The organism is Chitinimonas sp. JJ19 (assembly GCF_036961565.1).
In the GTDB taxonomy this organism is placed as follows: Bacteria; Pseudomonadota; Gammaproteobacteria; order Burkholderiales; family Chitinimonadaceae; genus Chitinimonas.
This window is the reverse complement of sequence record NZ_JBAMDD010000002.1, coordinates 225,626-252,152: the sequence shown is the minus strand read 5'-3', so window position 1 is coordinate 252,152 and position 26,527 is coordinate 225,626. Positions and strand designations below refer to the sequence as shown.

Genomic DNA, 26,527 nt, shown 5'->3' with positions numbered 1-26,527 from the left:
CGTGCCTAGGTTGATCGAGATCTCCCAGCTTTAGCTGTCCTCTCGTATTGCCCCAGGCTCCGGCCTGCCAAATCAGCGTTTTTATAAATCTGGTATGGAAATACAATGGGCAATTACGTTCAGAATCTGTCTGACCGCGTCACCTTGATCGCGGCGGAAGACACTTGGATCGAAGGCGATGCGATCCAGCAATTACATAACACGGCAAAACTGCCAGGCATGAACCTGGTGGCCGGCATGCCCGACCTGCATCCCGGTCGTGGTTATCCGGTCGGCGCGGCCTTCTTTGCCGCCGAACATCTGTACCCTGCCTTGATCGGCGGGGATATAGGCTGCGGCATGGCGCTATGGCAGACCGATATTGATGCCAGCAAAGCCAGTATCGGCAAGCTGGAGAAGAAGCTGGGCAATATTGATGGCCCGCTGGATGACAGCTGGCAGGCCACCGTTGCGGCATTGGTGCCGGCCGACATGGGCTTTCAGCAAGCGCTGGGCACCATAGGTGGTGGCAACCATTTTGCCGAGCTGCAACGGGTGGACGAGGTGTATGACCCAGCCGCCCTGGCGCAGCTAAAGCTGCAAAAGGGTGTGCTGCAACTGCTGGTGCACAGTGGTTCGCGCGGCTTGGGCCAGCATATCCTGCGCCAGCATATAGACCGGCATGGCCACCATGGGCTGGCGGCAGACTCCGCAGCGGCGCGCGCTTATCTGCAGGAACACGATAAGGCAGTACTGTTTGCCGAGGCCAATCGGCAACTGATCGCCCGGCGCATATTGGCGCGATTGCACGCCGAGGGCGAGCCACTGCTGGATATCAACCACAACATGGTATGCCGTGCGCAGGTGGGCCAGCAGGCTGGTTGGATGCACCGCAAGGGCGCGACCCCAGCGGACCGTGGCGCTGTTGTGATTCCCGGCTCACGCGGGGACTACAGCTACCTGGTGCAGCCCCTGCCCAGTGCGGTCAGCCTGTATTCCTTGGCCCATGGCGCTGGCCGCAAGTGGATGCGCAGCGAGTGCAAGGACAGGCTGGTCAAGCGCTATAGCTATGCCCAGCTGAGCCGTACCCGCCTGGGTAGCCATGTGATCTGCGCCGACCGGGAGCTGATCTACGAGGAAGCGCCCGAGGCCTACAAGCCGATAGACAATATTGTTGCCGCCCTGGCGGGGGCGGGCTTGCTGCATGTGGTGGCTCGCCTGAAACCGGTGCTGACCTATAAAACCCGTGGGGAATGCTGCGAATGATCTTGCTACAACTCTCTGCGGGCCAGGGGCCTGATGAATGCTGCCTGGCAGTGGCCAAGGCGCTGCAGTGCCTGCAAGGCGAGGCCGAGCAAAACCGGGTGGTGACCGATATCCTGGAACAGGAGCCGGGGGACAAGGCCGGAACCTTCCGCTCGGTATTGATCAGCCTGGAGGGTGAGGCCGAAGCCGTGCTGGCTCAGCAATGGGAGGGCACCCTGCAATGGACCTGCGCTAGCCCCTATCGGCCACGCCATCTGCGCAAGAACTGGTTTATTGGTGTAAGCCGCTGCGCCATGCCCGCCAAGGCGCTGGCCAGCGAAATACGCTATGAAACCTTGCGTGCATCGGGCCCGGGCGGGCAGCACGTCAACAAGACAGAGTCTGCGGTACGGGCTACCCATGTCGCCACCGGCATCAGTGTCAGGGTGCAGACCGAGCGCAGCCAGCATGCCAACAAGCGGCTGGCGGCCTGCCTGCTGGCCCACAAGCTGGCCGAGCAGCAGTCAACCGGTGTGGCGGCATTGCGGTCTGCGCGCCGCATGCAGCACTACCAGATTGAACGCGGTAGCCCTAAGCGGGTCTTTGCAGGAGCGCGCTTCCAGGCAGTCATGCCATAGTGGATACGGGCTGGCTGGGGCCGGCCCGGATTCCTTCGTCCTTGATAGAGCAGGTGATCCATGAAGGTCTTGCCACCCATTGTTGCTGTAGCGCTGTTGCTGTCGGATGCCTCAGTGGCATGGGCCGCGACTTTTGCGGATAAGCTGGTCGCGGCGGCGCGGGCCCGCACCCAGCAGCATGAAGTCTACGACGGTGCCTACCAGCGCATTGCCTACCCCATGGGCGATGTGGCCGACAACCGGGGAGTCTGCACCGATCTGGTGATACGGGCCTATCGCAAGCAGGGGGTGGATCTGCAGGTGCTGATACACGAGGACATGGCCCGGCATTTTGGGGCCTATCCCAAGCTATGGGGCATGCGTGCGCCAGACCGAAATATCGACCATCGCCGCGTACCCAATATCCAGACCTTCATGACACGCGCGGGCGCAGCCTTGCCTGTGAGCCAGGAGCCGGGCAGCTACGCGCCTGGCGACCTGGTGACATGGCGCTTGCCCGGCAATCTGCCGCATATCGGCATCGTCTCTGACCAACGGGTTGGCGGCAGCAAGCGGCCCAAGATCATTCACAATATCGGGGCCGGGCCGGTGGAGGACGATATTCTCTTTCGTTATCCCATTACGGGGCATTACCGGTACTTGAAATAGCGCTTTAACAAAAGGGCCACTCGAATCGAGTGGCCCTTTGCTTGCCTACTTGCCAGCCTCTCTTGGCTTGGCCTGAGTGACATAGGTCTCCAGCCAGCGGTCTTGCTCCCACAGCATATGCATCAGTGACTCGCGGGCGCGGTAGCCGTGGCTTTCATGAGGCAGCATCACCAGCCTGGCGGTGCCGCCCAGGCCTTGCAGTGCCTGGTAGAGACGCTCGCTCTGGATGGGGAAGGTGCCTGGGTTGTTGTCGACTTCGCCGTGGATGATCAGTAGGGCATCCTTGATCTTGTCGGCATGGTTGAACGGCGACATGGTCTGGTACACGTTCTGCGCCTGCCAGAAGTTGCGGTCTTCTGCCTGAAAGCCGAATGGTGTCAGCGTGCGGTTGTAGGCGCCGGAGCGGGCGATACCGGCGCGGAACAGGCGGGTATGGGCTAGCAGGTTGGCGGTCATGAAGGCACCATAGCTGTGGCCGCCCACGGCAATGCGGTCGCGGTCGGCGACGCCGCGTTTGACGACCTCGTCTACCGCTGCCTGTGCGCTCTGGGTCAGTTGCTGCAGGTAGCTGTCGTTCGGCTCCTTGTCGCCTTCGCCTATGATGGGCATGGCTGGGTCGTCCAGCACGGTGTAGCCACGGGCCAGCATGACCAGGGGGCCGCCCAGGCTGATGCGGTTGAAGCGGTAGGGGGAGTCGGTAACCTGGCTGGCTGCCTTGGCCGATTTGAACTCCTGTGGGTAGGCCCACATCAGCATGGGGCGGGGGCCGTCACGCTTGGGGTCGTAGCCGGCTGGCAGATACAGGGTGGCCGTCAGGTCTACGCCATCGGCCCGCTTGTAGCGTATCAGCTCCTTCTGCATGCCCTTGAACTGCGGGTAGGGGTGCGGGAATTGCGTCAAGGCACGCGGGGCAATCCGGCGTACCAGATCTCGCAGGTAGTAGTTGGGGCGTTCGTCCACGGCTTCGCGGCTGGTGACCAGCCGCTGGCCTTCATCATCCAGTACGGCCACGGTGCGCTCGTAGTACGGTGCCTCGGAGCGCCACAGGCGTTCGGTCTGCTTGCTATCCAGGTGGAAGCGATCAAGGAAGGGGCGGTCACCTTCCGGGCTGGCGCCTTCGCCGGCCAGAAGCAGGGTGTTGCCGTCCTTGCCGGTTTGCAGCACGGGCCGGCCGTAGCTGTTGAGGCGGGTCAGCGGGGTGCCGGGGTCGCTGTAGCGGTCTTCTGACTTGCGCGACACGATGAGCTCGGCCGCTGTAGCTGGCTTGCCCGGCTGGATGCGCCAAGTACGGGTGTCGCGACTCTTCCACCAGCCTTCGGTGACCAGGGCCAAGTCATCACGCCCCCAACGGATGTCTTCTACTCGTGTGGCGACATCCAGCAGGCGTGTGGCCGGCTGGTCGAACGGTGCTGCCTGCTGGAACAGCGTGTCGCGCACCTTGGCTTCGCGGTTAGGATCGCCGCCGTCCTGGGCTTCGGTCCAGTGTACTGTGGCGGGGGCGTCATCGCGCCAGGCAAAGTCGCGCGGGCCGGGTTGGACGGCATCGTTACCGCTGGGCAGGCGCTCCAGCAGGGGTTGTTCGGCCAGAGTCCGTATCAGCTTGCCCTGGGTATCCCACACCTGGGTGGCGCGGGGGAAACGCGAGACCGGGACCAGATAGGAATAGGGTTGGCGCAGCACGCCCAGCAGCAGGTATTTGCCATCGGGCGAGCCCTGCAGGCCGATGACGGTAGCGGGTTTGCCTACCTTGCTCAGTTTGCCGTCCGTGCCTACCAGGGCAATCTGGGTCTGCAACTGCCATTCCAGTTGCGCTGCATCGGCCGGGTTCTTGAGCATGTCGGCATAAGTGCGGGTCTGCGAGGTCTGGCCGCCGGCTGTCTGCTGTGTATTCGGCCCGGCTGGCACGCTTGAGGCGACGGGGGCCGCGGCTTGATCCTGCTGCGCCAACCTGACCAGCAACTGCTTGTTGCCGCCCAGCCAGCCGAACCCGTTACCGGCGATGGCGTTCAGGTGGTCCTTGATCAGGCGACGGGCCTGTCCCTGGGCCACATCCAGCAGCCACAGTTCAACGCCGTTGTCACCCCAGCGGCTGAAAGCCACCCAGCGCTCATCGGATGACCAGGCGATATCGGCGATGCGCGGATCGGCCGGCAAGCCTTGTACTGGGCGCTGCTGGCCCGTACCCACATCCAGCAGGCTCAGGCCGTTACCAAAATCAAAGCGGCTGGCGGCGCGCATGCGGGGGTTGATGCGCAGCCCCGCCAGGCGCAGCTCTGGCTGTGCCACGGCGCCAATGCTGGGCAGGGCTGCCATGCCTACCAGCAGGGCAGTGCTGCGCTTGGGGCCAAGGTTGAACAGGGGGCCGCGCGGTGCATCGACCAGGGCTTGCAACTCGGCAGGTGGCGTCTGGTAGTGGGTGTCGGCCAGGGCCATGCTGCCGGGCAGCAAGGCTGCGCACAGCAGGGCCAATGAAATCGGGTTGGAACGTTGCATGGGGTCTCCATGGGTTGGAAGCTGGCTTGCCTTTCGGGGCAGCCGTGTACGGTCTTTGAGTGGGGGTGATGGAGTCAAATGATTGCGATGAAGCGTAAAGGGGCACGACGAATGGTGTGGGGATTCCGGCACAGCGTGGCTGGGTGAGGGTTGACATTGTCATTATTGAAATGTGCTGGTCTAATACCATAATGTAACCATACATGACCAGTAAGAGATGTTTTGATAATACCGGTATTGTTCCTGGTCATGGCCGGCTGCAGGGGGCCGGTATACGGCATTACGCCGACGCAAGCGTCCTCACGAGGGGCACCACTATCGCTGCGAGGGGTGGTGCAACCTATAAGCCAGCCGGGCAAGGTATCCGGCTACCTCGCCCAATCTACAGATATGGATGGAGCAACCGCATGAACCCAACCCCTAACTTGGCCAGGCGCTTTGCGCTGCGCACCCTTAGCCTTAGCCTGGCCACGGCCGGTGTGCTGTATAGCCCCAATGCCCTGGCAGCGAGTTGCGCGGCCGCCTGGGCCGAAGGTAATACCTATGCCACGCATGCCCTGGCCAGCTACCAGAGCAAGAACTACAAGGCGCTGCAGGCCCACACCGCCCACGTAGGTGCCAATTGGAACCCCGCCGCAACACCTACGCTGTGGGCCTATCAGGCAGACTGCGCTGGCACGCCAACGCCAACGCCAACGCCAACGCCAACGCCAACGCCAACGCCGACACCGACACCGACACCGACACCGACACCCAACACCTGCTACCAGGTTTGGAGCGCGGCGACGGCTTACACCGGTGGCCGGCGGGTGACTTACAACGGCCGCAACTACGAGGCCAAATGGTGGACGCAGGGTGAGGTTCCGTCCGCCAGTACCGGTAGCGGCAAGCCCTGGAACGATTTGAGTGCTTGTGGGACGCCAACCCCGACGCCGACGCCGACGCCGACTCCGACTCCGACTCCGACCCCCACACCCACACCCACACCCACACCCACACCCACACCCACACCCACACCCACACCCACACCCACACCCACACCCACACCCACACCCACACCCACACCAGGCCTGCCCAAGCACGCGCTGATCGGGTATTGGCATAACTTCACCAATCCCAGCGGCCCTACCATGCGTATACGGGACGTCTCTGACGATTGGGACGTGATCATGATTTCGTTTGGCGAGGATGGGGGTAACGGCAGTGTGACCTTCAACCTGGACCCTGGCGCAGGTACAGAGGCCCAGTTCATTGCCGATATTGCCGAGAAGCGGGCGCGAGGGAAGAAGGTGGTGCTGTCGCTAGGCGGGCAGGAAGGCCGGATGACCTTGAACACGCCGGAGAATGTGACCAACTTCGTCAACAGCCTGCATGGCCTGATCAACAAGTACGGGCTGGACGGTATAGATCTGGACCTGGAAAGCGGCGCCGGCGTGGTGCTGGGCACGCCCATCATCAACAACCTGATCACGGCGATGAAGCAGCTCAAGGCCAGGGTCGGTCCCGGCTTCTACCTCTCCATGGCACCCGAGCACCCATATGTGCAGGGGGGCTATGTGGTGAACTCGGGCATCTGGGGGGCTTACCTGCCTATCATTGATGGCCTGCGTGATGACCTGAACATGATCCATGTGCAGTACTACAACAATGGTGGCTTCACCTATGTGGACAACCGGACTTTGAATGAAGGCACGGTCGATGCACTGGTGGGCGGCAGCCTGATGCTGATTGAAGGCTTCAAGGTCAATTACGGCAATGGCTGGGAGTTCAAGGGGCTGCGGCCTGACCAGGTGGCGTTTGGCGTGCCGTCTGGCCCGCGCTCGGCCAACCAGGGTTTTGTCACGCAGCAGACCGTGAAGGAGGCACTGACCTGTCTCACCCAGCTGGTGAGCTGCGGCAGCGTGCGGCCCAAGCAGGCGTATCCCAGCTACCGTGGGGTGATGACCTGGTCCATCAACTGGGACAGGTACGACGGCTATAACTTCTCGCGGCCCGCCAAGGCCAGCCTACAGGCACTGCCCTGAGCCGGGAGGTGGTTTGCAGGCCAGCACTGCCTGATTGACCAGTAACAACAAGACCCGCCTAGGCGGGTCTTATTGCATGCGGCACTCGCATGCCGCTTAGGTCTTGCTGCGTCTGGTCTGGCGATCAGAAGTTGTGGCGCATGGCGACACCGAACACCTGGGGGTCATCCCCGCGTGCTGGCCGGTACTTGTTGTCGCCGGCTTCGAAGCGTGCGCGTGCGCGTGTATCGTTTTTGAACTGGGCGTAGTAGCCGTAGAAGGAAGTCATCTTGCTGATGGCGTAATTGACTTCGATGGCGAACAGATCCACACCGTCGTTGGCGTTGGCGGCGGATTCATCGGCCGTGCCGATGGAGGCCTTGTAGGTCATGGGGCCGATCTTGTAGGCACCGTTCACGGTCAGGGTATCCACCTTGCGGCCAGCGTCGTTGTCGAGCTGGCTGATGGCGGCACCCAGGGTGAAGTCGCCAAACTTGGCACCGGCAATCAGCTTGCTGGCATGCCAGTCCTTGCCCTTGGCTTCCAGATCCTGCTTGACGTCATAGGCGGCACCGATATTCCACTTGCCGCCATCGTACTCTGCCGACATGGAATACACCTGGCGGTTGGAACCCACTTCGGCTGGGGCAGTGTAGCTGCCCTTGGCCTCATCCGGGCCATAGGCCAGCTTGATCTGGACGCCGCTGAACTTGGGGCTGTGGTACTGGATCACGTTCTTCTGGCGGGTATGGAAGTTCAGTTCCGATGCCTTGCCGTGGGTGATCTGTTCCACCGAGTCGCCCTGGTTCCACAGCAGACCCACGTTCTTGTCCAGGGTCTTGAAAGGCATGTCGTAGTTGCCCATCAGCACCGTACCAAACTCGCCCTTCAGGCCGACAAAGCTGTTGCGGCTGGCAAATGAGCCACTGTTGGCGCTGTCATCGGGTGAAACCCCGCTCTCGATCTGCCAGATGGCGCTCAGCCCGTTGCCCAGGCCCTCTTCGCCACGGAAACCCAGGCGGGAGGAGAAGTTCTGAACGGCAACGCGACGGAGCTTGCCGTCATCATGCAGTTCCATGCCCATATCCATACGACCGTAGACGGTGACATTGCTGTCGGCGGCTGAGGCCACGGTGCCGACCAGGGCCAGTGCGGCGGCAATTGCATGTAGTTTCATTGGAGTGCTCTCTTCCTGATGGGATAAATTGCGTGGATATCAATATCGATTGATGCGGAAAGTACGGGGTATGGGGGTGGCGGTGTTGGCACCGAACCAGCGCTCGTAGATGCGTTCGGCTTCGCCGCTGTCTTCAATCTCGGTCAGGGCACGGTTGATGGCGGTACGGAGCTTGGTCTCGCCCTTGCGCATGCCAATGGCGATGGGGTTGACGTTGATGGGGTAGTCCGGCATTTCGTAGCGCTGCTTGTTCGGTAGTTCGTTCCAGATGCTGATCAGCAAGGCTTCTGCCGCGACGATGGATTGCACCTTGCCGCTGGTCAGCATGGCGGTCAGCTCGGGCTTGTCTGGCGCGGTGACCAGTTCGGCGCTGGGGAACTGCTTGCGCATCAGCTTTTCCAGCGGGCCGCCAGCGGTGACGCCGATGGAGACGGTGTAGTAGTCATCATAGGAACGGATCACGCCCTTCAAGGCCAGCGCCTTGGTCTGGTTCATGAAGTAGCCGTAGCTCAGGTCCACCTGCTTGGCGACATCGGGGGTCTTGCCCAGGCTGGCCATGATCAGGTCTATCTTGCGATCAAGCAGCAGTTGCACCCGGTTGCCGGTTTCCACTGTCTTGAAAACGGGCTTGAGGCCCATGCGCTTGGCAACGGCGACGCCCATATCGATGTCGTAGCCCATGACGGTCTTGGTCTTGGGATTGAATTCACCAAAGGGTGGGGACGAGTCCTTTACCCCGATGACGATTTCGCCCTTGGACCTGAGTTGGTCCAGATCATCGGCCAGTGCCTGTGTGGGCATCAGCATGCTGGCAGCGAGCAGGCATGCGCAGTAGAGGGATTTCATATGCAGTTACTCCAAAGTCCTATGGGGTGGGCGCTCATTTTTTGCAGAAGTCGGCAGAGCGCTTGAAGACAAAGGCGGTCTTGGTGGACTCGACGGGGTCGGGTGTTAGGCCCGAAGGGCTTTGCCACAGCTTGAACCATTGGGCAGCCACCTTGGCCGTAGCTTCGTTGGCCTCGGCATTGCCGTCCATTTCATAGCGGAACGAGGCCTCGATCAGGGCGGGGCGCTCTTCATCGCCGAAGTACCACATTGATAGCTCGGTTTCGGCCCAGCTGTTGCCCAGCTTGATCTCGGGCAGGGTAAAGGTTTCTTCGCGTATGCTTTCCTTGATTACCGGCTGCACTGCCTTGTCGGCCGGTATGCCCAGGCGTTCGAGTTCCGGCAGGTAGGACTGCAGGCTCTTGATGGTATCGAGGGTGGCACTGCTCTCCAGCTTGGCCTGCAGCGCACGCGACTGCTTGATCTGCAGCGGCGGCACCACGTCTTCTTCCTCTTTGACCTTGGCGCCCTTGGTCCAGCTGCCATCTACATCACCGCGCAGCTTGATGGTCAGGGTGCGCTTCTTTTCGTTGCCACGGTCACGCACGATCAAGCCGGCCTTGGTCAGCAGGCAGTCGCCAGGGGTGTCGAGAAAACGCACAGCCCGGGTCTTGTCGCGTGAGGTCTTGCCCCGCGTTTCCAGGCTGATGGGGCCTTTGGCCAGGTTGAGCAGGCTGCGCTCGATGACGAAGGAGATTTCGCTGGGTTCGTAAGCCTCGTAGGCCGAGGGGTCGACGATCATCTTGTATTCACGGCTGGCCGGTGCGGCGGTGGCGCAGCAGGCTGCCAGTGTGAGTACGGTGAATCTGAGCATGGTGTGCTACTCCTGAACGTAACAGTTGTTGCAATATATTGAATGGTAACCGTGGCACAAAAGCACTGGCTTGGTATTACGCCATGGCTTGATCTGGATTAACCGTGTAGGTGCGCTTGGCAGCCGCTATCTGGCAGCCTCCCCTATCTACCTCATGCCTAGACCCTGAAGCCGCTGGCGGTGTGCTTGAGTTCCTGCGCCAGAACGTCCAGCTCGGCAAACGCCTGGCTGATTTCACGCAGCGACAGGTCGGATTCGGCCGTCATCTCGGCGATATGCTCCACATTGCGGGCTATGCTTTCGCTGGCCTGGCTTTGTTCCGACAGCGCCAGGTTGACATCGCGCGTCTGGCCCAAGGTGGCCTCTGCGCTGCCACTGATGCGCTGCAAGTATTCTGCCGCCCGCTCGGTCTGCTCCACCCCGCCGTTGACCAAGCCGGTTACTTCGCCCATGCGGCCTGCGATGGACTGAGTATCGTTCTGCACCGCACCGGTCACTTCAAAGATGTTCTGGGTGGCCACCCCGGTACGCTCCGCCAGCTTGCGTACCTCGTCGGCCACCACCGCAAAACCACGACCCTGCTCGCCCGCCCGGGCGGCTTCGATGGCGGCGTTGAGGGCCAGCAGATTGGTCTGTTCGGCGATCTCCTTGATCACCACGGCAATGCGGTCGATCTCCTTGGAGCGGCTATCGAGCCCTTGCACCAGCTCGACGGCGGCGCGCACGCCATCGGCAATATGGCGTATCTCGGCCGCCGCATCCGATGCCAGCTTCTGGCCTGTACGGGCCAGTTCGGCCGAGCTGGATGAACTGGCCTCGGCCGCCTTGGTGCTGTCGGCCACATGGGCAATGCTGACGGTCATTTCCTCCACGGCCGCAGCCGTAGCGGCCGTGGTATTGGCGGTTTCGCTGGAGCGTTGCTCTATCTGCCCTATGCGCCCGGACAACTGCTCTGACGCCCCTGCCAGCGTGGACGAGGCCTGGTTGAAGCGGCCTACCATATCGCGCAGGCTGGCCTGCATGCGGCTGACCGCCCCCAGCATGCTGTTGCCGCCGGCCGAGCCGCTGATGGTTACGGTCTGGCTGAGATCACCCTGCGAGATGGCCACTGCAATATCGTGGGCGTACTGCGGCTCGCCTCCCAGCTGCTGCAGTATCTTGCGCGACATGGTGAGCGAGAGCGTGGCCAGCACGCCGATGATAAGCAGGCTCAGTAGCACGAACTGCACGGCACGGGCCCAGAAGGCATCGTCGATATCATCGACAAACAGGCCAAATCCCACCATCCAGCCCCAGGGCTCGAACTTGCGTATGCCGTTGAGCTTGGCCACCTTGGGGCCATCCTTCTTACCTGGGCGTGTCGCCATGGTCTCGGCAAAGCCGCTGTCGGCCTTGGCCAGGATGGCCCGGTACTCGTCCGATATATGGCGCCCATCTGGCAGCTTGGCGCCCTTGTCCACCTTGCCGATACGGCTTTGATCGGGGTGGACCAGCAGCACGTCCTCCATCGAGCGCAATATCAGGTAGTCATCGCCCGAGCGCAGACCCCCCAAGGCCACTTTGGCCCGGGCCTGCGCCTCGTCACGGCTCAGGGCGCCGCTGGTTTCCAGCTTGTGGTAGTGATCGAGCATGCCGGCGGCAAGCTGAAGCAGGCGGTCTATCTGTATCTTGCGCTCATCCAGCATGGTGTCGCGCAGGGCGATCAGGCTAAAGGCCGACACCAGCGCCATGCCCAGGACAGAGGCCGAGATAATCAGCCACACACGGGTTTTTAGCTTCATGCTGGTGCTCCTTGGGTATGACGTCCTGCCAACGCACAGACGGCGCTGCAGCAAGGCCTTTGGTCATGGGCCTGCTGAAAACTATAGATTACTTTTTTACAGATTTATTCAAGGTCGGTGCCCGGTATGTATTACGCAACAGCCTGAATTGAAGGCTCGATGCGAGGGCGGTGCCTAATGCCTTTCCTGACTATTGCGGCCTGTCCAGTTTCGGCGCCAGCGGGCAAGCCGTTGGGTATCGCTACGTCCATACGCAATGAGGTGGCACTGAGGATTAAGATTGGGTAGCAGGAAGCTGAAAGTGAGGTGTTTATGGAAGAGTTAGTAGGTGTAACGGGAGTCGTGAAGCAGATACGTACTCGGCCCGAGCAATATTTCTCCTTTAATGGGGTAATAAGCGACGCGCGCTTGCTGGCATGGTTGGTATATGAGGTGGGTGTGCTTGTGCACGCTTGCGATGTAAGGAAGGTGGGAGTTTTTTGGGTCGTACATTCGAAGGAAGACTGGTTTCAGTTGCGGCCCATGGAGCAAGACGCCGATTACTTTAACGTAGGGCGCGGACTCCCGGAGGCAGGGGCAAACATGATGGGGTGTGGCCCGGTTTTACGTGCCTTTGCGAATGTATTGGGCACTGCCGTGGATGGTCGTATCACCTGGGCCGTCGGGGCAGATGTTGTGATGCTTGAAGCGTTGTTGCTTTCAGGTCGCGAGCTGAAAGGGCGTTGTGTATTCTTTTCTTGCGAGACGCTGGTTTTATAGACGCTGCAGCACAAGCAGCGTGTTTACGAGCCGGTAAGCGATTGGGTATGGCAACGGTTACCCAGGCTACCTGCTAGGTGGCGGCACCTGCGGCATAGGTGGTCAGTGCGGCCACCAGTGCATCGAACACCGCCTTGCAGACGCGACTGGCGCGCAGGTCCTCATGCATGGTGATCCAGGTATCCAACTCCAGCGCGTAGGCTGCCGGCAGCACCCGCACCAGTTGATCGCGCATGGCCAATGGCAGTTGGCAAAAGCCTATACCTGCCCCGGCACGTATCAGTGCCAGCTGGGCCAGGTCGCTATCGCTGCGCAAGGCGAAGCGTTCGCGTTGCATACCGGGTAGCATTTTGGCCGCCGCACGGGTGTAAGGGGTGGGCTGGTCAAAGCCGATCAGGCTATGTTGGGCAAGGTCTTCCACCGTGGACGGCAGGCCGCAGCGTGCCAGGTAGGCGGGGCTGGCATGCAGACCGAGCGTGATACGGCCAATGTGGCGGGCAAGCAGTTGGTCTTGCTGTGGGCGCAGCATACGGACGGCGATATCGGCCTCGCGCTGCAGCAGATCCTGTACCCGACTGCTTAATACCAGCTCGACCTTGATCCCCGGATGCCGCTCGCGCAGCTCGGCGAGTATAGGCGGCAGCACTTCCACGCCCACGACATCGCTCGCAGTCACCCGCACGACGCCGGTCAGGCCATCGCCCTGGCTGGCTGCCGCGCGCTGGAGTGCCGCCGCTGTGCTGGCCATGGCCTGCGCGTGGCTGCGTAATGCCTGCGCCGCCTCGGTCGGCAATAAGCCGTGCTGGGAACGGGTAAACAGCACCAGGCCCAGGCTTTTTTCCAGTGCCGCGATATGCCGGCCTATGGTGGGCTGGGTGGCGCCCAGCGCCCGGGCTGCGCCGGAGAGTGTGCCTTCCTGCAGCACGCCAAAAAAGGAGCGGTACAGCTCCCAGGGGATATTGTTGTCCATGCAAAAATGTATAGCGTCTATATCAATCCAGTCAATTCCGTATTGATCACCCACGCCTTAGGATGACGCCATCTGACAAGCGCAAGGAGCAGGATGATGGCAAGGGCACAAACAGCACTGGTATTGGGCGCCACGGGTGGCATAGGGGGCGAAGTGGCGCGGCAGTTGCGCGATGGCGGCTGGGAGGTCAAGGCCCTCAAGCGGGGCATGGCAAGCCAGAGCGAACGACGCGACGGCATTACCTGGTTGCAGGGAGATGCACTGAATGCGGCCGATGTCAGGCGGGCTGCAGAAGGCTGTGCGGTGATAGTCCATGCGGTGAACCCACCGGGCTACCGCCGCTGGGCCGAGTTGGTGCTGCCTATGCTGGATAACACCATCGCGGCAGCAGCTGGGACCGGCGCTACCATCGTGCTGCCCGGCACTGTCTACAACTATGGCCCCGATGCCTTCCCCATGCTGGACGAGGATGCACCGCAGAATCCGGTGACCCGCAAGGGCGCGATACGGGTGGAGATGGAATGCCGGCTGCAGCGCCATGCCAAGCAGGGCGGACGGGTACTGATCGTAAGGGCAGGCGATTTCTTCGGGCCGCAGGCGGGCAACAACTGGCTATCGCAGGGGCTGATACAGCCAGGCAAGCCGGTAAGCCGCATCCAGAACCCGGCACAGCCAGGTGTAGGCCATCAATGGGCTTACCTGCCTGATGTGGCGCGCACCATGGTGGCCTTGCTGGCGCAACGGGAGACGCTAGCGCCGTTTGCTACCTTCCATATGGCTGGGTTCTGGGATGCCGATGGCCGCCAGATGGCCCAGGCGATACAGCGGGTAGCAGCACGGCATGGTGGTGAACCCCGCATCTCGGCGTTTCCCTGGTGGCTGATACGTTGCATTGCGCCTTTTAATACCACGCTGCGCGAGCTGCTGGAAATGCGCTATCTGTGGCGGCAACCGGTGCAGATGATCAACACCAAGCTGCAAGGCGTACTGGGCCAGGAGCCAAACACACCGCTGGACGAGGCGGTAGAGGCGACGCTGCGCGGACTGGGGTGCCTTGGCCCTATCGACAGCACGGAAGCAGGGCGGGGTGTGGTCGCGGCCTGATCGCCAGCGTGCCAGCGCCAGGCCGGCTGGGTTTAGAGCGGCTAACAAAACCCAGCGTAGCGGTTCTGGCTAGGCGTGCGTGCGCTGGCGCGCGCAGCTGACAGTACGTGGGTACGGCAAGCTCGCACAACAACGCCAGAAGGGTTTTGTTAGCTGCTCTTAGCGGCGCCCGCGACTGGCCTGGTACTGCACCACGAGCTCGCTGTATCGCTTGGCAAAGCGGTAGCAGTCGCCAGGCCAACGGGCCGACAGGTAGTTGCCATCCTCTACCACGAAGCCATTGTGGTGATTGTCCGCGCTGTCGCGCAGCGGCAATACCGGGCCGTGCGTGTAGTCGTGTGGGTCGGCCAGGGCGGCCTTGAGTTCGGTGGCCACGGAGCAGGGGTAGGTACGGTAGTAGCGGCCTAGCCATGGCGCGGTGACAAACCAGGCGAACAGCTCCATAAAGGCTGGCAAGCCGGTGGATTTGCGGCCGTGGAGTACGGACTTTCCCGTTGCCGGGTCCAGCGTACGCGCCGGTAGCAATACCCCGTGGCAGACGGCAGCGATGGGCTTGCCGGTCTGGAAGAAACCCAGCGTGATCCGCTTCGCTTCGTCCGAGTCGAGCATGCTTCTGACGCCGGGTGCATGGCCGCCGGGGATCAGCAAGCCGTCGAAGGCGTCGGGGTCTACGTCGGCATAGGGCAGTGGTGCCAGAAAATGCGGGTCCTGCGTCATCTCACGGTAGATGGCGAGTTCGGTGGGCTTGGCCATGAATACCGGCGACATGATGGAAAAGCCGGTATCGGTCAGCCGCCGGTCGGCGTAGGCCGGCGCGCCTGTCGGCGTGGCAAAGCGTACCTGCACGCCGGCCTGCTGCAGCGCCTGCCAGGGCACGGCGCTCTCGGTCGGGTCGTAGTCCAGGGAGGGAAGGATGCAAAGTATCATGCCAATTCCTTTGCCTTGACGCCGTGCAGGCGACGGGTTGTGTCGATTTCTCGCGCCGTCTTGAAACCCTTCTGGCGCACCGTGTGCAGCATCAGGCCCAGCCTGCCCATGCTGAAGAATCGCCGGCCATAGCGCCGCAGCGCCCGCCGGTCTATGTCGAAGCCCAGGCCGGGCGTGGTGGGCAAGGCAAGCTCACCTTGCTGGTGCATGAAGGGCTCGGCCAGTATGGCGTCGCGGGCTTCTATCGTCCACGAGGGCGGGTTGAGTGGATATTCGAGCAGGCCCTGCTCGCGGTTGCCACCCACAGCCATCAGTTGCAGGTTGACCGCAAAACCGATGCCGTTGGTCCAGGTGTGGGGGGTGTACTTGAGGCCGGCATCCTTGCACAGGCGGATGACTTCCAGCGTCTGCGCAATCCCGCCGGTGAACATGGCGTCGGGCTGGAAGTAAGCATAGCAACGGCGCTCTATCATCATCTTCAGCTCTGCCAGGCCACCTGTATGCAGCTCGCCGCCAGCAATCGGCACCCGGCTGTAGGCCGTCAGTTCTGCCTGGGCGGCATAGTCGTCCATGGGCAGCGGCTCTTCTATCCAGGCCACACACAGATCGGCGCAGGCGTCGGCAAAGCGCTTGGCGCGGGCGAGGTCCCATAAGGGAGCATCGGCTATGGCGGTCACGCGCCAGGCCTGGTTGGCATCCACCGCCACCTTCATGCGGTCGCCCACCGCCTTGATCACGGCCTCGACCTGCGCAATATCCTGGCGCTCGTCAAAATCATGCACACGCAGCTTGATGGCAGAAAAGCCTTCCTGATGGCGCGCCAGTGCCTCTTCCACCCGCTCGGCCGGCGATTTGATCTCGCCGGTCGAGGCGTACAGGCGGATCTTGCCTGCCTCGGCGCCCAGCAACTGGTAGACCGGCTTACCGGCCAACTTGCCCTTGATGTCCCAGAACGCCGGTTCTATCCAGGCATTGCGCAGACCCAGGTAGGACATCTCGCGCAGGCGCTGCTGTATCAACGGGATGTCAGTCGCATCCAACCCGATCAGGTAGGGCGCGATCAGCTCGCCAAAGCCGCGCCGCTCCCTGCCCATGGCGGGGCCGGCAGACCAGCCCTCTGCACCACATTCGGTGATCACCCGTATCAGGTCAAAGCGGTTCTCGGTCTGCGGATAGCCGGGTATCCAACTGGGGTAGAACGCCCGCTTCAAGGGATAGGCCACGTGATACAGCTCGATATGGGCAATCTTGGTCATGATGTCTCCTGGTTTGGTGCCGACTGTAGCGCCGATGGCCTGGGTGCGCATTGACACGGCCCGGCGCAAAAATTGACATTTCACGCCAATGTAAGACAGGCTGTTGCCGTAGCCGCGCCCATGGAAGGCTGTGATGCAGGAACCCTATACCGTTGCTGTCAGCTATCTGCGCAGCCTGCTGGAAACGGCCGAGGCGGCGGGGATTGCCCGCGAGGCATTGCTCGATGGCTTGCCCATCACCGAGCGGGAGTTTGCCGCTGCGGGCAACCGCGTGGGCCTGAGCGTCGCCCAGCAGTTGTGGAAGCGCGCCATCGCCTTGTCTGGCGATGCCCTATTTGGCTTGAAGGTAGGTAGCCAGGTGCGCCCATCGACTTTCTATGTGCTGGGGCATGCCATCATGAGCAGCGCCACGCTGGGCGAGGCCATGCAGCTGATGCTGCGCTACCAGCGCCTGGTCAGCGATGGCGGTGTATTGACGTCTGATGCCGCGGCAATGCGTGAATCCGTCACCATTGTCTACACCCCCCGCAGCATGCGCCTGCACCTGCTGCCGCAGCAGATCGAGGCCATCGTTGCCGGCCTGGTCACCATGGCAGGCTGGCTGTCGGCCTCGCACGCCCAGCCGCGTGCCGTGAGCTTTAGCCATGCGCCACAGGCGGCTACCGAGGCATATCGGTCCATCCTCGGCGTACTGCCAGTGTTTGGCGCCCCCGTGCATTCGATCACCTTCTCCCGTGCTGATCTTGCCCAGGCGCTGCCGCATGCCGACGCCAGTTTGTGTGCCATGCATTGCCGCCTGATAGACGAGCAACTGGTGCTACTGCCGCCAGCAGGTTACCTCTCAGGCTTTATTACGCAGTGGCTGGCGGCCCGCCCGCTATGCGAGGCCAGCGCCGAAGCGGTGGCGACACAGCTAGGCACCACGGTACGCACATTGCAGCGCCAGTTGGCAGAGGAGGGCAGCAGTTGGACCACCCTGCTCGATACGGCCCGCAAGCAAGAGGCGCAACGCCTGATCCTGGCCGGCACCGGCCTGGACGAAGCTGCCCGGCAACTGGGGTATCACGATGCCAGCAGCCTGAGCCGGGCAGTGCGGCGCTGGTTCGGGATGGCGCCGGGCAGGATGCGGCGCGGCGCAGGGGCGTAGACGCCGCTAGGGCGAGAAGACGCGACGTGCATGGCGCGCAAATTTTTTAGTCACCTGCGAACCGTTTTGTTGGCTCGGTTCCTCTTAACAAGTGAGGGATGTCCTCGAACCAGCAATAATCAAATGAGCTTGCAATGTTCTACGTGAAGAATGTCCCCAATTGGGAACGTACCCTGCGCATTGTCATCGGCGCAATGGCGCTGGTATTCGCCGCTATGAATTGGGGGGCATCGAATCTCGCCGTAGGCACCGGCATCATGGGTGCCGTGATGGCCATGACCGGCTTGGTGGGTTTTTGCCCTATGTGCGCGCTGGTGGGCCGCAAGCTGGGCAAGGGGCGCTGAACCATGGTCGACAGCGTGATCGAACGGGAGCGTCTTATCTTGGCAACCCAGGCAGGCGACGTGGCAGCGATTGCTCGTCTGCTCGCGGTCTGCCAGGCAGATGCTCGCCGCTATGCGCGCAGGCACTGCCATGTCAGCGATGTGGATGACGCCGTACAGGAATCGCTGTTGATCATTTCGCGCAAGGTCACCAGCCTGAAGGCGACGGTGGCCTTTTCCGCTTGGCTGTTCACGATCATCAAGCGCGAGTGCCACAAGCTCGGACGCATGATGTTCAGACATGAGCCGCTTGAGGATGAGATGATGGAGCAGCAGTTGGCCCGCCGCACTGACGATGCCTTGAGAGTTGACCTTGCGCACGCACTCGAATCCTTGCCTGCGCACTACCTTGAAGTGGTGCTGCTGCGGGACTTTGAAGAACTGACGATTGCGGAAATCGCCGAGCGCCTAGGTGAGCAGCCCGGTGCGGTGAAGAGCCGGCTGCACCGGGCGCGCGAACTGGTGCGGGAGTATCTGCTGAGCGCATAACAACCGACCGGTATCAGGTGTGGGTTAAGGTTCGGGTCAGCCGGTCAATTTGTTTCGGATCGTATTAGCAATGCGACTTTATTGTGCGAAGGTCAGCGCTACCGTGAGTGGATGCCACAATCCACCCAAGTTAAGGGCTATGTAGATTCTGACGCGACTCCCAAGTTCGCTTTGGTAAACAAAGCGCGGTACCGGGGCGTCTCTTTCAAACGACTTGCTAGAGCTCACCTTGGGAGCGACAGCAGGAAGTTGTCGGCAAGCTCAAACAGACAATCGGCGGGGTCTTCCCCACGCTCTTTCATGTGCAGCATCTCGCAAAGCTTTTCGTCATTAACGATGAGCATTAGCTTGCCATGTTCACGCATGGCACCCTGAGTCATTTTAATCGCATGCGGTTCCGCGCCTGCTCTAGTCAGGATGATTGCCACGCGCCTGAGGCCTCGTTCGAGAAGATACTTTTCCGTCGTGAGAATCTGTCCTTGCTTGATCTTCCCTGAGTAGTTCTTGAATTCAAACAGAACGTAGCGGCTGTCAAGATGTTCGATTACGAACCTCCAGAACTCGGTGGTAGGTTTCACCCGACAGACGAAGTCAAATCGGCTCAGGCCATCATCGGTCCGCTTTTGGGAATGCCATCCATGGAGATCGGTCGGGAACAGGTACTTGAGTATCTTTGCACAGACTCTCTCATATCGCGCCCACGCTTCCTTTCCTCGCTTTATGGCCTTGAGTTCGTGGCACAGATCCGTTCCCCTTTTGTCTTCGGGTGCGGTCGATGCCCTACTCAGTGGTTGACTCCTTTGTCGAGGATCTTCGCGCGTAGTGCGTGTAACCAGAGATTCACTCGGGTCGGCCTCAATCAGTGCCTCCAGTTCTTCAGTCAGTTCTGAGGCAGCAGCAGCCCAAACTCGCAGGTCACTTCGGTCGACACATGTGACACTGAACTTCTCTTCCAGCACCTCACGTAATTCGGGCGGCAGCACGCAGGAGACTACAAGCATGCCCTTTTGCACTGGAACCGTGACACCATTGTTCACAAGGCGCATTGCCGCAGCTTCGATGAGAGTAGGCTGTGCACGTACCGTACGGTAGTACTTAACCTCTATCGCCCATCGCTCGTTCCCATCGGTACCGAGCAAATCGAAGCCCCTGTCCCCACGGCCCGAGTTGACTGTGACTTGGAAGTTGTTGGCTTCCAAAATGCGCCGCACAAGATCCTCAAACAATTCCCATGTTGGTGTGGGCTTCTGCATATTTTGAGCTCTAACGTTTGAATTCACCTACCTGCACTGCTTTTTGCGCAGATCCGGTTGAATGATGGGCTCGGCATTGCCGAAATAACATGCTTGCGTGGATTCATTACTTGCCGATGTACGTCGGGCACCCCCCTAGCCGTTCGAGTTCGGCGACACCAGGATTGCCGAGCCAAGTCATAAAATCGGCCGCAGACAGCGTTCCGCCGTGAACACGCAGCAGGCCTTCCATGAATATGCTGTGTTCAATCAGCGTGATGTCCATAGAAGCCGCTGCTTTCTTCTTCGAGGTCTCGTCGAACGCCGGTTTACCTAAGGTCACTCGCCGCATCGCAGGGTCAAAGTCCGCCCCCTTTTGAATGACTGCCCAGGCTTCTTCCTTCTTGATAAGAGGGGGTGACTTGGTGCAGGTTTTGCATTCCAGCAAGATTTGCTGGGCGCCTAGCGCGATGAGCAGATCCGGCACATTGGCGCGCGTACCGTCGTCCAGTACGGTTACGGCCCAGGCAGCTTCGACTTGGAGAAGCGCAACCACTGCCTCTTCATACTCAGTACCGAGAGCCTCGTCGCAGGCCTTGACCAGATGCTCGATGCCCAACTCATGTCCAGTCTTCCGATGGGCGGAAGCCAGCCTACTTGGCCCTAGTCCTACGGCGCTAGAAACCGCATCGAGCAATGCCAGCGCGCGCGGCTCGCTTCGCAGCAACTGCACAAGCCTGTCCTTTGCAGTTGCAAGTACGTCGTGCAGGGTCGCGATCCCTTGCGCGACAAGACCCATTGCACGCTGTCTGCCAAAACCCGGCACGCTATGACGCTCGGCAACCCGAAGCACATCCAGCGCCTCTGGCGGCGCGCCCCAACGGACCCGACGGGCCAGCATCGCGATTTGGTTGCTAACCGTTTGCGGACAACCGAGGTCGGGCGTTGTCGATAGCTTGTGTAGGCCATCGAGTACCCAAGCAACGTCCAGCGCAAGGCGATGAATAGTGCCACCTGGCACCTGTGTCATGTAGGCGATCTTCCGATCTGCCAGCCCTTCTGCATAGAGCACAATCGCATGGGCACACTGCGCCAACTTCACGTCGTTTCGGTCAAGCTGCACCGGAAGCGGCTTCGTTCCCCAGAACGTAACCGACTCGTAGTTGCTTTTCGAAGGGAAAGGAAAGAATCGAGACGGTCGTTCGGTCCTGAATTCATCGCTGGCACAGGCCGCATAAATCAGTCCGGGAATCCACTCATCGAAGCTCGCTGTTAGCTTAGGACCAACGATATGCAGCATGGCAGCTAGTTGAACGGCCGTGGCTGGGAGCAGTCCAGACATCGCTGCAGCGTTGCCCAACGAAGTGACAAGCAAGGTGTCTGCCTCATCACGAATTAATGCGTTGGCCGCCAGCCAATCCACTGCAGATCGGCTTTCGGCCGCCAAAGTGGCTAACTTTGCGGGATTACGATTCAGCGTTTGATACCAGTACAGCGTGTTTTCGAAGAATGTCATCACCTCGGCAAAGCTGCTCGCCAGCCCTGAGGCAACCAATGTCAGGATCGTCTTGCGGATGCTCAAGTTCACCAGCTGTGAATTGAGTCGATCGTTGTCGGGTAGCACCAACATGTTGGCGTGTGCAAGTTCGACATTGTTCTGCGGCAACAAGACTGCAAATCCTTCGGAGTGCATACCGAGTCTGCCCGCCCGGCCGGACATGTTGCGGTAGTCGGATCTGCCAACTGGACTCCCCGCTCTCGCGCCCCAGCGATAGGTTAGCTTGGAGAAAACAATGGTTCGAAATGGAAAGTTCACGCCAGCAGCGAGGGTCGAAGTGGCAAAGCACACCTCGAACTTTCCGTCAGTAAAGCCGCCTTCGATGACCTGACGTTCCTGCGGCGATAGGTCTGCAGTGTGAAAAGCGACGCGGCGCTCTGCGTTCTCACGGAGCCGATCCGACGATTCGGTCGGCTCGGAAAACAAATCCAGCTGCTCCGCCACCTCGATACCGACTCCGACGCGGGGTCTACGCTGCCCAAATGAGGTCGCAAAAGTGACTGCCTCCCCACGACTCTCTGTGAACACTAGGACGGGGCCGCGGTCGAGGCGGAGGAGGTGGTCTACAACCGCGCCAATATCGTTTGTTGGGGTGGCGCCACCGGGCACATCCAATCCGCTATCGTCGCCGAACTTCGTGCGATGAGCACGGCCGCCATACCAGATTTCTTGATAGAGCGGCACATCCCGATGCGTACTGCGAACGAGGTCGCATACCATCCATCCGGCGATGTCCTCTGGGTTCTCGACGGTCGCCGTCAACGCCACAAATTGCCTGATGCCGCGCTGCCGCAATGCCGAGCAGAGCGCTTCAATATCCGGTCCGCGCCCGGATTCGCCGAGAATCTGCAACTCGTCGGCGACGACCAGCGCATTGTTCGGCCTGAGCTGACCGCTGAGGAATAGACCAAGTGCCTTCTCGTAGGTCGCAACCATCAGTTGGGCGTCAATGTCACCCTCGGTTCGGTCACCTGTGTTCAGGCCGACCGACCCGATAGGCTCTACCGCACCTTCACCGAAGCGGGCGACGAAATCGAGGTACTTCTGATTGGCGAGAGCTTTGTGGGACACGAGATAGATGGCACGGAGCCCAGCGCGCAGGGCACAGAGCACGGCAATCTCTCCCACCAGCGTCTTCCCCGACGATGTTGGTGCGCTCACGACCAAGTTGCGGCCGTCAGCGGCTCCGGCAGCTAGCGCGCGTTGCTGAACATCGGTCAACCAGTCGACCCCCCAACCCCGCAGACGTTGCAACAACCAAGCATCGACTCCCGGTCCTTGTGCATCGGTCGTTCTCATTTCTTGCGCTCCCCCGAAATTGCTATTGCACTCAATATATGGCAAGGAATCAGCGAAAGGCCATTCGCGATAGCAGGGTTTTCCCAACGAATTACGACATTGGCTTAACTTGGGTGGATTGGTGGATGCCATCCCTCCCTTAAAACAGGCCATCAAAATTAACTTTGGCTGGCTACATGCCAATCGAAGGGCTGGTTTACGCTGTTACTGACGTACCGGTAGCGGACTGAAATAGCTGGTGATGACCGGTTAGGTAATACCTATTTGGTCCGTACGAGGCACCTTCGCCCTTGGTATCGCGCTCCCGATTGATGTCTGCCAGCAACCCGCAGGCGGTAAGCATTACCAAGGCCTTGTGCATGTGGCGTTTCGGAACACCCGTTTTTTCCGAGATATTCTCGTAGGAAGCAAGCGAGAAGCCTTGATTGTTGTCTCGACGCGCCGCTAGGTACAGGTAGACTTTCAGTGCGTGAAGCTCGTGACGAGACCTCAACGTAAAGTTCTCGAATGGCGATATGACTCCCGCCCGCATGATCGCTTGGCACGGTAGCTTGAACCAACCTGGCTGGGAGCAGGTAAGTCGATAGCGTCTTTTCTGGTGAGATCCCAAACGAGCTAGCAGTTTCAGTTGCTCAAGGCGACGCAAGCCTTGTGAGATCAAGCTACGTGATTTCCCCCCGGTAGCAAGCATCAAGTCTTCATAGCTCGCGGTCGCGATACGGGCGGAAAGGCTAATGCCCTCTGGCCCCTCCTCAAGCTCATCCTGAGCCATGAAATGAAGGACTACGTATAGCATCAGCGCGATTGTGCTTGATGCAGGAGAGAGTTCGTCATCGCTAGACCATGTGAGCTTCGGCAACACGCCCACCGTCGTTTCTGAAGGCATCTTGTGCCAGTACATATTCCGAATCACTTCTTCTTCCCTTTGTCGCGAGCGATCACGTGTATGGCGTACCCAAGGGCACCAACAGCCAGCACAGGAAGTAGCGCCTGGAGAATCTGCACAAGTTGCGATGCGTTTGCAGCAATCCACGCGAGACTAAAGAACAGAATGTCGTCTTTCTTCATTTCGAGCCCCTTTCTTTTCAGAACTAGGCTCTTTATAAAACCTCACAGAGATACTCTCTAGACACAGGTGCAGATGGTAGGTGGAAAATAGTTATAAAAACATATAATAAACAGCATGTTACGGATGAATATATCGGTTCGTGTAATATCTATCTTAGTTCACAAAGATAGGGTTGGCGTGACCTGCCGGTTTTCTTCGGACCATCTATTCCTGAAGAATGGCCTCGGTTATCGCAGTTGACCCGCACATCTCCCTGAGCGCTGTCGGCGTCAGGAACTTCAGACTCGAATGCGGACGCACTTTGTTGTAGTGTCGGCGCCAGCTTTCGATCAATACCTTCGCTTCTGCACGCAAAGAAAAACCCCGTCAAGACAGGGTTTTTCACTGCTGCTCTAACCATCTCTAAATTAGATGTGTCTTAGAACGGAATATCGTCCTCGAAGTCGTCGAAGCTCTGCGGCTTTTGCGGAGCAGGGCGCGATTGGCCGCCTGCTGGGGCGCCGCCGCCGCGCTGGGCGGGTGGGGCCGAGGGGGCGTCGTTGTAGCTGGGGGCGCTTTGGTCGTAGTCGGCGCCGCTGCTCATGCCGCCGGACTTGCCGCCCAGCATCTTCATTTCGTCGGCGATGATCTCGGTGGTGTAGCGATCCTGGCCGGTGGTCTTGTCCTGCCACTTGCGGGTTTGCAGGCGGCCTTCGATATAGACCGAGCTACCCTTCTTCAGGTACTGGCCGGCGATTTCGGCCAGGCGGCGGTACATGGTGATGTTGTGCCACTCGGTCTTTTCCTGCTTCTGGCCGCTGTTCTTGTCCTTCCAGGTTTCGGTGGTGGCGATGCTGAAGTTGCAGATGGCCGAGCCATCCGGCATGTAGCGCATCTCGGGGTCGCGGCCCAGATTGCCGATCAGCAGGACTTTGTTGAGCGATGCCATATTGCGTTTTCTCCAATGGATAAGGCGGCACGGCACTGGATTTGCCGGCCACCGTCGTATGTGTTTACTGAATGACTAAAAATCTGCTGCCTGCGCGGGCATACCGGCGCGGGCATGCCAGCGCGGCGCAACGGGTTCAGGCGATGCCGAGCAGCGCATGCGCGCCGGCTTCGTCCCATCCCTCGCGCATGACCTTGAGGTAGGCCACGCCTTCCTCTGCGATCACCACGGCTTCTTTTACGCCGGCCAGTTGGGACAGCTGGCGGGCCAGTTCGGTGGCGTTGCCCAGTTGCGCATCATCGATATGGTACATCATGGTGCGCACCGGCATGGGGGGTTTAAGCCCTAATGTGACTACCAGCCAGATGCCAATCAGGGCGGCGCAGAACAGGTGGACGGTCAGGGCGCCGCCGTGCTGGTACAGGGTGGCGCCAGCCGCCGAACCCACGGCAAAACCCAGCGACTGGGTGGTGTTGTAAACCCCCATGGCGGTGCCCTTGGCATCGGCCGGGGCGATCTTGGAGATCAGGCTGGGCTGGGTGGCCTCCAGGATATTGAAGGCGATGAAATAGAGGCCCAACCACACCATGATCTGGGTCAGCGTGCCAAAGCCACTGGCCATGCCCAGTTGGGCCACCAGCATCAGGGCGACGGCGGCGGTGAACACCTGCTTGAGCTTGTTGCGGGTCTCGCCCACGATGACGGCGGGCACCATGAGGATAAAGCCGATGGTCATGACCGGCAGGTAGACCTTCCAGTGCTCGCCTGCCGCCAGGCCCACGGTCTGCACCAGTGCCAGCGGCAGGGTGACAAACAGGGCCATCTGGGCGGCATGCAGGGCGAACACGCCGTAGTTGAGTCGGCGCAGTTGTGGATCGCGCAGCACGGCGCCCAGGCGCTTGGGGTTGGCTTCGGCGTCGGAATGGAAGCGGCTTTGCGAGGGGTCGGGGATGATCTGCCAGACGCCGATGATGGCTGCCAGCGCCAGCCCGCCGGTCAAGAGGAAGATGCCTGACAGGCCTATGCTGTCTGCCAGGGCTGGGGCGGCGACCAGGGAGATGGAGAAGGTGATGCCTATACTGCCGCCCACCATGGCCATGGCCTTGGTGCGGTTTTCTTCACGCGTCAGGTCGGCCAGCAGGGCGGTGATGGCGGCCGAGATGGCGCCGGCACCCTGCAAGGCCCGGCCTATGGTGAGCCAGAGCAGGTTGTCGGCCATGGCGGCGATCACGCTGCCTACGGCCAGCATCAACAGGCCGCCATAGATGACCGGCTTACGGCCTATGCGGTCGGACAGCATGCCCAGCGGCAGTTGCAGCAGGGCCTGGGTCAGGCCATAGATGCCCATGGCGATGCCGACCAGGGTGTGATTGTTCCCCCCGGGCAGCTTGGCCGCATACAGGGCGAACACCGGCAGCACCAGGAACATGCCAAGCATGCGCAGTGCGTAAAGGCCGGACAAGCCGGCAGAGGCGCGGAGTTCTAGCGGGGACATGGTGCTTGGGGGGCTGGAGGGTGTTGCCGGAATGCGAAAGGCGGGATTCTAGCAAATCTGTCGCGATATCCCCGCCTGGTGTGCTGATTTAACGATTTAACTGCCAGCAGGCGCTAACGCTCATGGCAGGAGGATGGGGCGGCGGCGGCGGGCTCGATGGGCGGCAAGCCTTGATGGCTGCGGTACTACCGGTGCGGCCTGGGGCGGGTTTGGCAGGAGCTTGCAGTAGTGCCGTGCGGCGGCAGAAC

At 60.7% G+C, this 26,527-nt stretch carries 23 protein-coding genes and 1 pseudogene; 9 read left to right on the top strand and 15 right to left on the bottom strand.

Features of this window, described 5'->3' with window-relative positions; all coding sequences use genetic code 11:
- Nucleotides 1-105 precede the first annotated feature (105 nt).
- Genes V7714_RS03630 through V7714_RS03620 form a run of 3 tightly spaced genes read left to right on the top strand, consistent with a single transcriptional unit; the run spans nucleotide 106 to nucleotide 2,510 of the window.
- Nucleotides 106-1,245: an RNA ligase RtcB family protein gene (locus tag V7714_RS03630; RefSeq protein WP_335388220.1), complete on the top strand. Its 1,140-nt coding sequence runs from the start codon at nucleotides 106-108 to the stop codon at nucleotides 1,243-1,245.
- Nucleotides 1,242-1,862: a peptide chain release factor H gene (gene prfH / locus V7714_RS03625; protein ID WP_335388218.1), complete on the top strand. Its 621-nt coding sequence runs from the start codon at nucleotides 1,242-1,244 to the stop codon at nucleotides 1,860-1,862. The genes V7714_RS03630 and prfH overlap by 4 nt, the downstream gene beginning before the upstream one ends.
- Nucleotides 1,863-1,922: 60 nt before the next feature.
- A complete protein-coding gene (locus V7714_RS03620) occupies nucleotides 1,923-2,510 on the top strand; it encodes a DUF1287 domain-containing protein (RefSeq protein WP_335388216.1) in 588 nt (195 codons plus the stop codon).
- A gap of 45 nt (nucleotides 2,511-2,555) precedes the next feature.
- Here V7714_RS03620 and V7714_RS03615 read toward each other — a convergent pair whose 3' ends face one another.
- Nucleotides 2,556-5,003, bottom strand: coding sequence for a S9 family peptidase (locus tag V7714_RS03615; protein WP_335388213.1), 2,448 nt, complete (start codon nucleotides 5,001-5,003; stop codon nucleotides 2,556-2,558).
- Nucleotides 5,004-5,410: 407 nt separating this feature from the next.
- Between V7714_RS03615 and V7714_RS03610 the strand changes: the two genes are divergently transcribed.
- Complete coding sequence (locus V7714_RS03610) at nucleotides 5,411-7,027, top strand: chitinase (protein WP_335388210.1); 1,617 nt, start codon at nucleotides 5,411-5,413, stop codon at nucleotides 7,025-7,027.
- Between the two features lie 124 nt (nucleotides 7,028-7,151).
- Here the strand turns inward: V7714_RS03610 and V7714_RS03605 are convergent, their stop codons facing one another.
- The 4 genes from V7714_RS03605 to V7714_RS03590 form a co-directional block, all read right to left on the bottom strand.
- On the bottom strand, nucleotides 7,152-8,183 hold the full coding sequence (locus V7714_RS03605) for a porin (RefSeq protein ID WP_335388207.1): 1,032 nt from the start codon (nucleotides 8,181-8,183) through the stop codon (nucleotides 7,152-7,154).
- A 39-nt stretch (nucleotides 8,184-8,222) separates the two neighbouring features.
- Entirely contained in the window at nucleotides 8,223-9,029 is an 807-nt protein-coding gene (locus tag V7714_RS03600; protein WP_335388205.1) for a transporter substrate-binding domain-containing protein, read from the bottom strand.
- 34 nt (nucleotides 9,030-9,063) lie between these two features.
- Nucleotides 9,064-9,882, bottom strand: coding sequence for a hypothetical protein (locus tag V7714_RS03595; protein ID WP_335388203.1), 819 nt, complete (start codon nucleotides 9,880-9,882; stop codon nucleotides 9,064-9,066).
- Between the two features lie 158 nt (nucleotides 9,883-10,040).
- Nucleotides 10,041-11,663: a methyl-accepting chemotaxis protein gene (locus V7714_RS03590; RefSeq protein WP_335388200.1), complete on the bottom strand. Its 1,623-nt coding sequence runs from the start codon at nucleotides 11,661-11,663 to the stop codon at nucleotides 10,041-10,043.
- A gap of 312 nt (nucleotides 11,664-11,975) precedes the next feature.
- Here V7714_RS03590 and V7714_RS03585 point away from each other — a divergent pair, with 312 nt between their 5' ends.
- Entirely contained in the window at nucleotides 11,976-12,422 is a 447-nt protein-coding gene (locus tag V7714_RS03585) for a hypothetical protein (protein ID WP_335388198.1), read from the top strand.
- A 73-nt stretch (nucleotides 12,423-12,495) separates the two neighbouring features.
- Here the strand turns inward: V7714_RS03585 and V7714_RS03580 are convergent, their stop codons facing one another.
- Complete coding sequence (locus tag V7714_RS03580; protein ID WP_335388195.1) at nucleotides 12,496-13,392, bottom strand: LysR family transcriptional regulator; 897 nt, start codon at nucleotides 13,390-13,392, stop codon at nucleotides 12,496-12,498.
- A gap of 96 nt (nucleotides 13,393-13,488) precedes the next feature.
- Here V7714_RS03580 and V7714_RS03575 point away from each other — a divergent pair, with 96 nt between their 5' ends.
- Complete coding sequence (locus V7714_RS03575; RefSeq protein ID WP_335388194.1) at nucleotides 13,489-14,496, top strand: NAD-dependent epimerase/dehydratase family protein; 1,008 nt, start codon at nucleotides 13,489-13,491, stop codon at nucleotides 14,494-14,496.
- Between the two features lie 159 nt (nucleotides 14,497-14,655).
- Here V7714_RS03575 and V7714_RS03570 read toward each other — a convergent pair whose 3' ends face one another.
- Both V7714_RS03570 and V7714_RS03565 read right to left on the bottom strand, forming a co-directional pair.
- The gene (locus V7714_RS03570) at nucleotides 14,656-15,423 is read right to left on the bottom strand and encodes a type 1 glutamine amidotransferase domain-containing protein (RefSeq protein WP_335388192.1); all 768 of its coding nucleotides are present in this window, start codon (nucleotides 15,421-15,423) and stop codon (nucleotides 14,656-14,658) included.
- Nucleotides 15,420-16,679, bottom strand: coding sequence for a mandelate racemase/muconate lactonizing enzyme family protein (locus V7714_RS03565; protein WP_335388190.1), 1,260 nt, complete (start codon nucleotides 16,677-16,679; stop codon nucleotides 15,420-15,422). The genes V7714_RS03570 and V7714_RS03565 overlap by 4 nt, the downstream gene beginning before the upstream one ends.
- A gap of 133 nt (nucleotides 16,680-16,812) precedes the next feature.
- On the opposite strand from V7714_RS03565, the gene V7714_RS03560 reads away from it, so the two are divergent.
- From V7714_RS03560 to V7714_RS03550, 3 genes are all read left to right on the top strand, one after another.
- Nucleotides 16,813-17,826 (top strand): AraC family transcriptional regulator, encoded by a 1,014-nt coding sequence (locus V7714_RS03560; protein ID WP_335388188.1) that lies wholly within the window; start codon nucleotides 16,813-16,815, stop codon nucleotides 17,824-17,826.
- Nucleotides 17,827-17,960: 134 nt separating this feature from the next.
- Nucleotides 17,961-18,170, top strand: a complete 210-nt coding sequence (locus tag V7714_RS03555; RefSeq protein ID WP_335388186.1) for a YgaP family membrane protein — start codon at nucleotides 17,961-17,963, stop codon at nucleotides 18,168-18,170.
- Between the two features lie 3 nt (nucleotides 18,171-18,173).
- Entirely contained in the window at nucleotides 18,174-18,698 is a 525-nt protein-coding gene (locus V7714_RS03550; protein WP_335388184.1) for an RNA polymerase sigma factor, read from the top strand.
- A 224-nt stretch (nucleotides 18,699-18,922) separates the two neighbouring features.
- Here V7714_RS03550 and V7714_RS03545 read toward each other — a convergent pair whose 3' ends face one another.
- The 7 genes and pseudogenes from V7714_RS03545 to V7714_RS03515 form a co-directional block, all read right to left on the bottom strand.
- Nucleotides 18,923-19,951, bottom strand: coding sequence for a restriction endonuclease (locus V7714_RS03545; protein WP_335388182.1), 1,029 nt, complete (start codon nucleotides 19,949-19,951; stop codon nucleotides 18,923-18,925).
- 106 nt (nucleotides 19,952-20,057) lie between these two features.
- Nucleotides 20,058-22,787 (bottom strand): DEAD/DEAH box helicase, encoded by a 2,730-nt coding sequence (locus V7714_RS03540; RefSeq protein ID WP_335388179.1) that lies wholly within the window; start codon nucleotides 22,785-22,787, stop codon nucleotides 20,058-20,060.
- Between the two features lie 196 nt (nucleotides 22,788-22,983).
- Nucleotides 22,984-23,688 (bottom strand): helix-turn-helix domain-containing protein, encoded by a 705-nt coding sequence (locus V7714_RS03535; RefSeq protein WP_335388177.1) that lies wholly within the window; start codon nucleotides 23,686-23,688, stop codon nucleotides 22,984-22,986.
- Nucleotides 23,689-23,696: 8 nt separating this feature from the next.
- Complete coding sequence (locus V7714_RS03530) at nucleotides 23,697-23,855, bottom strand: hypothetical protein (protein WP_335388175.1); 159 nt, start codon at nucleotides 23,853-23,855, stop codon at nucleotides 23,697-23,699.
- Nucleotides 23,856-24,120: 265 nt separating this feature from the next.
- Nucleotides 24,121-24,204: pseudogene (locus V7714_RS20595) on the bottom strand (integrase core domain-containing protein); the annotation flags it as partial.
- 70 nt (nucleotides 24,205-24,274) lie between these two features.
- Entirely contained in the window at nucleotides 24,275-24,784 is a 510-nt protein-coding gene (locus V7714_RS03520) for a single-stranded DNA-binding protein (RefSeq protein WP_335388173.1), read from the bottom strand.
- A gap of 136 nt (nucleotides 24,785-24,920) precedes the next feature.
- A complete protein-coding gene (locus tag V7714_RS03515) occupies nucleotides 24,921-26,279 on the bottom strand; it encodes an MFS transporter (RefSeq protein WP_335388171.1) in 1,359 nt (452 codons plus the stop codon).
- Nucleotides 26,280-26,527: the final 248 nt, after the last annotated feature.

Bases quoted from the DNA above. Each gene is read 5' to 3' on its own strand.
- V7714_RS03575 (WP_335388194.1), top strand. From the start codon at position 13,489: ATGGCAAGGGCACAAACAGCACTGGTATTGGGCGCCACGGGTGGCATA.
- V7714_RS03515 (WP_335388171.1), bottom strand. From the start codon at position 26,279: ATGTCCCCGCTAGAACTCCGCGCCTCTGCCGGCTTGTCCGGCCTTTAC.
- V7714_RS03630 (WP_335388220.1), top strand. From the start codon at position 106: ATGGGCAATTACGTTCAGAATCTGTCTGACCGCGTCACCTTGATCGCG.
- V7714_RS03545 (WP_335388182.1), bottom strand. From the start codon at position 19,951: ATGCAGAAGCCCACACCAACATGGGAATTGTTTGAGGATCTTGTGCGG.
- V7714_RS03585 (WP_335388198.1), top strand. From the start codon at position 11,976: ATGGAAGAGTTAGTAGGTGTAACGGGAGTCGTGAAGCAGATACGTACT.
- V7714_RS03555 (WP_335388186.1), top strand. From the start codon at position 17,961: ATGTTCTACGTGAAGAATGTCCCCAATTGGGAACGTACCCTGCGCATT.
- V7714_RS03540 (WP_335388179.1), bottom strand. From the start codon at position 22,787: ATGAGAACGACCGATGCACAAGGACCGGGAGTCGATGCTTGGTTGTTG.
- prfH (WP_335388218.1), top strand. From the start codon at position 1,242: ATGATCTTGCTACAACTCTCTGCGGGCCAGGGGCCTGATGAATGCTGC.
- V7714_RS03595 (WP_335388203.1), bottom strand. From the start codon at position 9,882: ATGCTCAGATTCACCGTACTCACACTGGCAGCCTGCTGCGCCACCGCC.
- V7714_RS03565 (WP_335388190.1), bottom strand. From the start codon at position 16,679: ATGACCAAGATTGCCCATATCGAGCTGTATCACGTGGCCTATCCCTTG.
- V7714_RS03580 (WP_335388195.1), bottom strand. From the start codon at position 13,392: ATGGACAACAATATCCCCTGGGAGCTGTACCGCTCCTTTTTTGGCGTG.
- V7714_RS03620 (WP_335388216.1), top strand. From the start codon at position 1,923: ATGAAGGTCTTGCCACCCATTGTTGCTGTAGCGCTGTTGCTGTCGGAT.
- V7714_RS03550 (WP_335388184.1), top strand. From the start codon at position 18,174: ATGGTCGACAGCGTGATCGAACGGGAGCGTCTTATCTTGGCAACCCAG.
- V7714_RS03610 (WP_335388210.1), top strand. From the start codon at position 5,411: ATGAACCCAACCCCTAACTTGGCCAGGCGCTTTGCGCTGCGCACCCTT.
- V7714_RS03615 (WP_335388213.1), bottom strand. From the start codon at position 5,003: ATGCAACGTTCCAACCCGATTTCATTGGCCCTGCTGTGCGCAGCCTTG.
- V7714_RS03605 (WP_335388207.1), bottom strand. From the start codon at position 8,183: ATGAAACTACATGCAATTGCCGCCGCACTGGCCCTGGTCGGCACCGTG.
- V7714_RS03570 (WP_335388192.1), bottom strand. From the start codon at position 15,423: ATGATACTTTGCATCCTTCCCTCCCTGGACTACGACCCGACCGAGAGC.
- V7714_RS03590 (WP_335388200.1), bottom strand. From the start codon at position 11,663: ATGAAGCTAAAAACCCGTGTGTGGCTGATTATCTCGGCCTCTGTCCTG.
- V7714_RS03600 (WP_335388205.1), bottom strand. From the start codon at position 9,029: ATGAAATCCCTCTACTGCGCATGCCTGCTCGCTGCCAGCATGCTGATG.
- V7714_RS03535 (WP_335388177.1), bottom strand. From the start codon at position 23,688: ATGTACTGGCACAAGATGCCTTCAGAAACGACGGTGGGCGTGTTGCCG.
- V7714_RS03560 (WP_335388188.1), top strand. From the start codon at position 16,813: ATGCAGGAACCCTATACCGTTGCTGTCAGCTATCTGCGCAGCCTGCTG.
- V7714_RS03530 (WP_335388175.1), bottom strand. From the start codon at position 23,855: ATGAAGAAAGACGACATTCTGTTCTTTAGTCTCGCGTGGATTGCTGCA.
- V7714_RS03520 (WP_335388173.1), bottom strand. From the start codon at position 24,784: ATGGCATCGCTCAACAAAGTCCTGCTGATCGGCAATCTGGGCCGCGAC.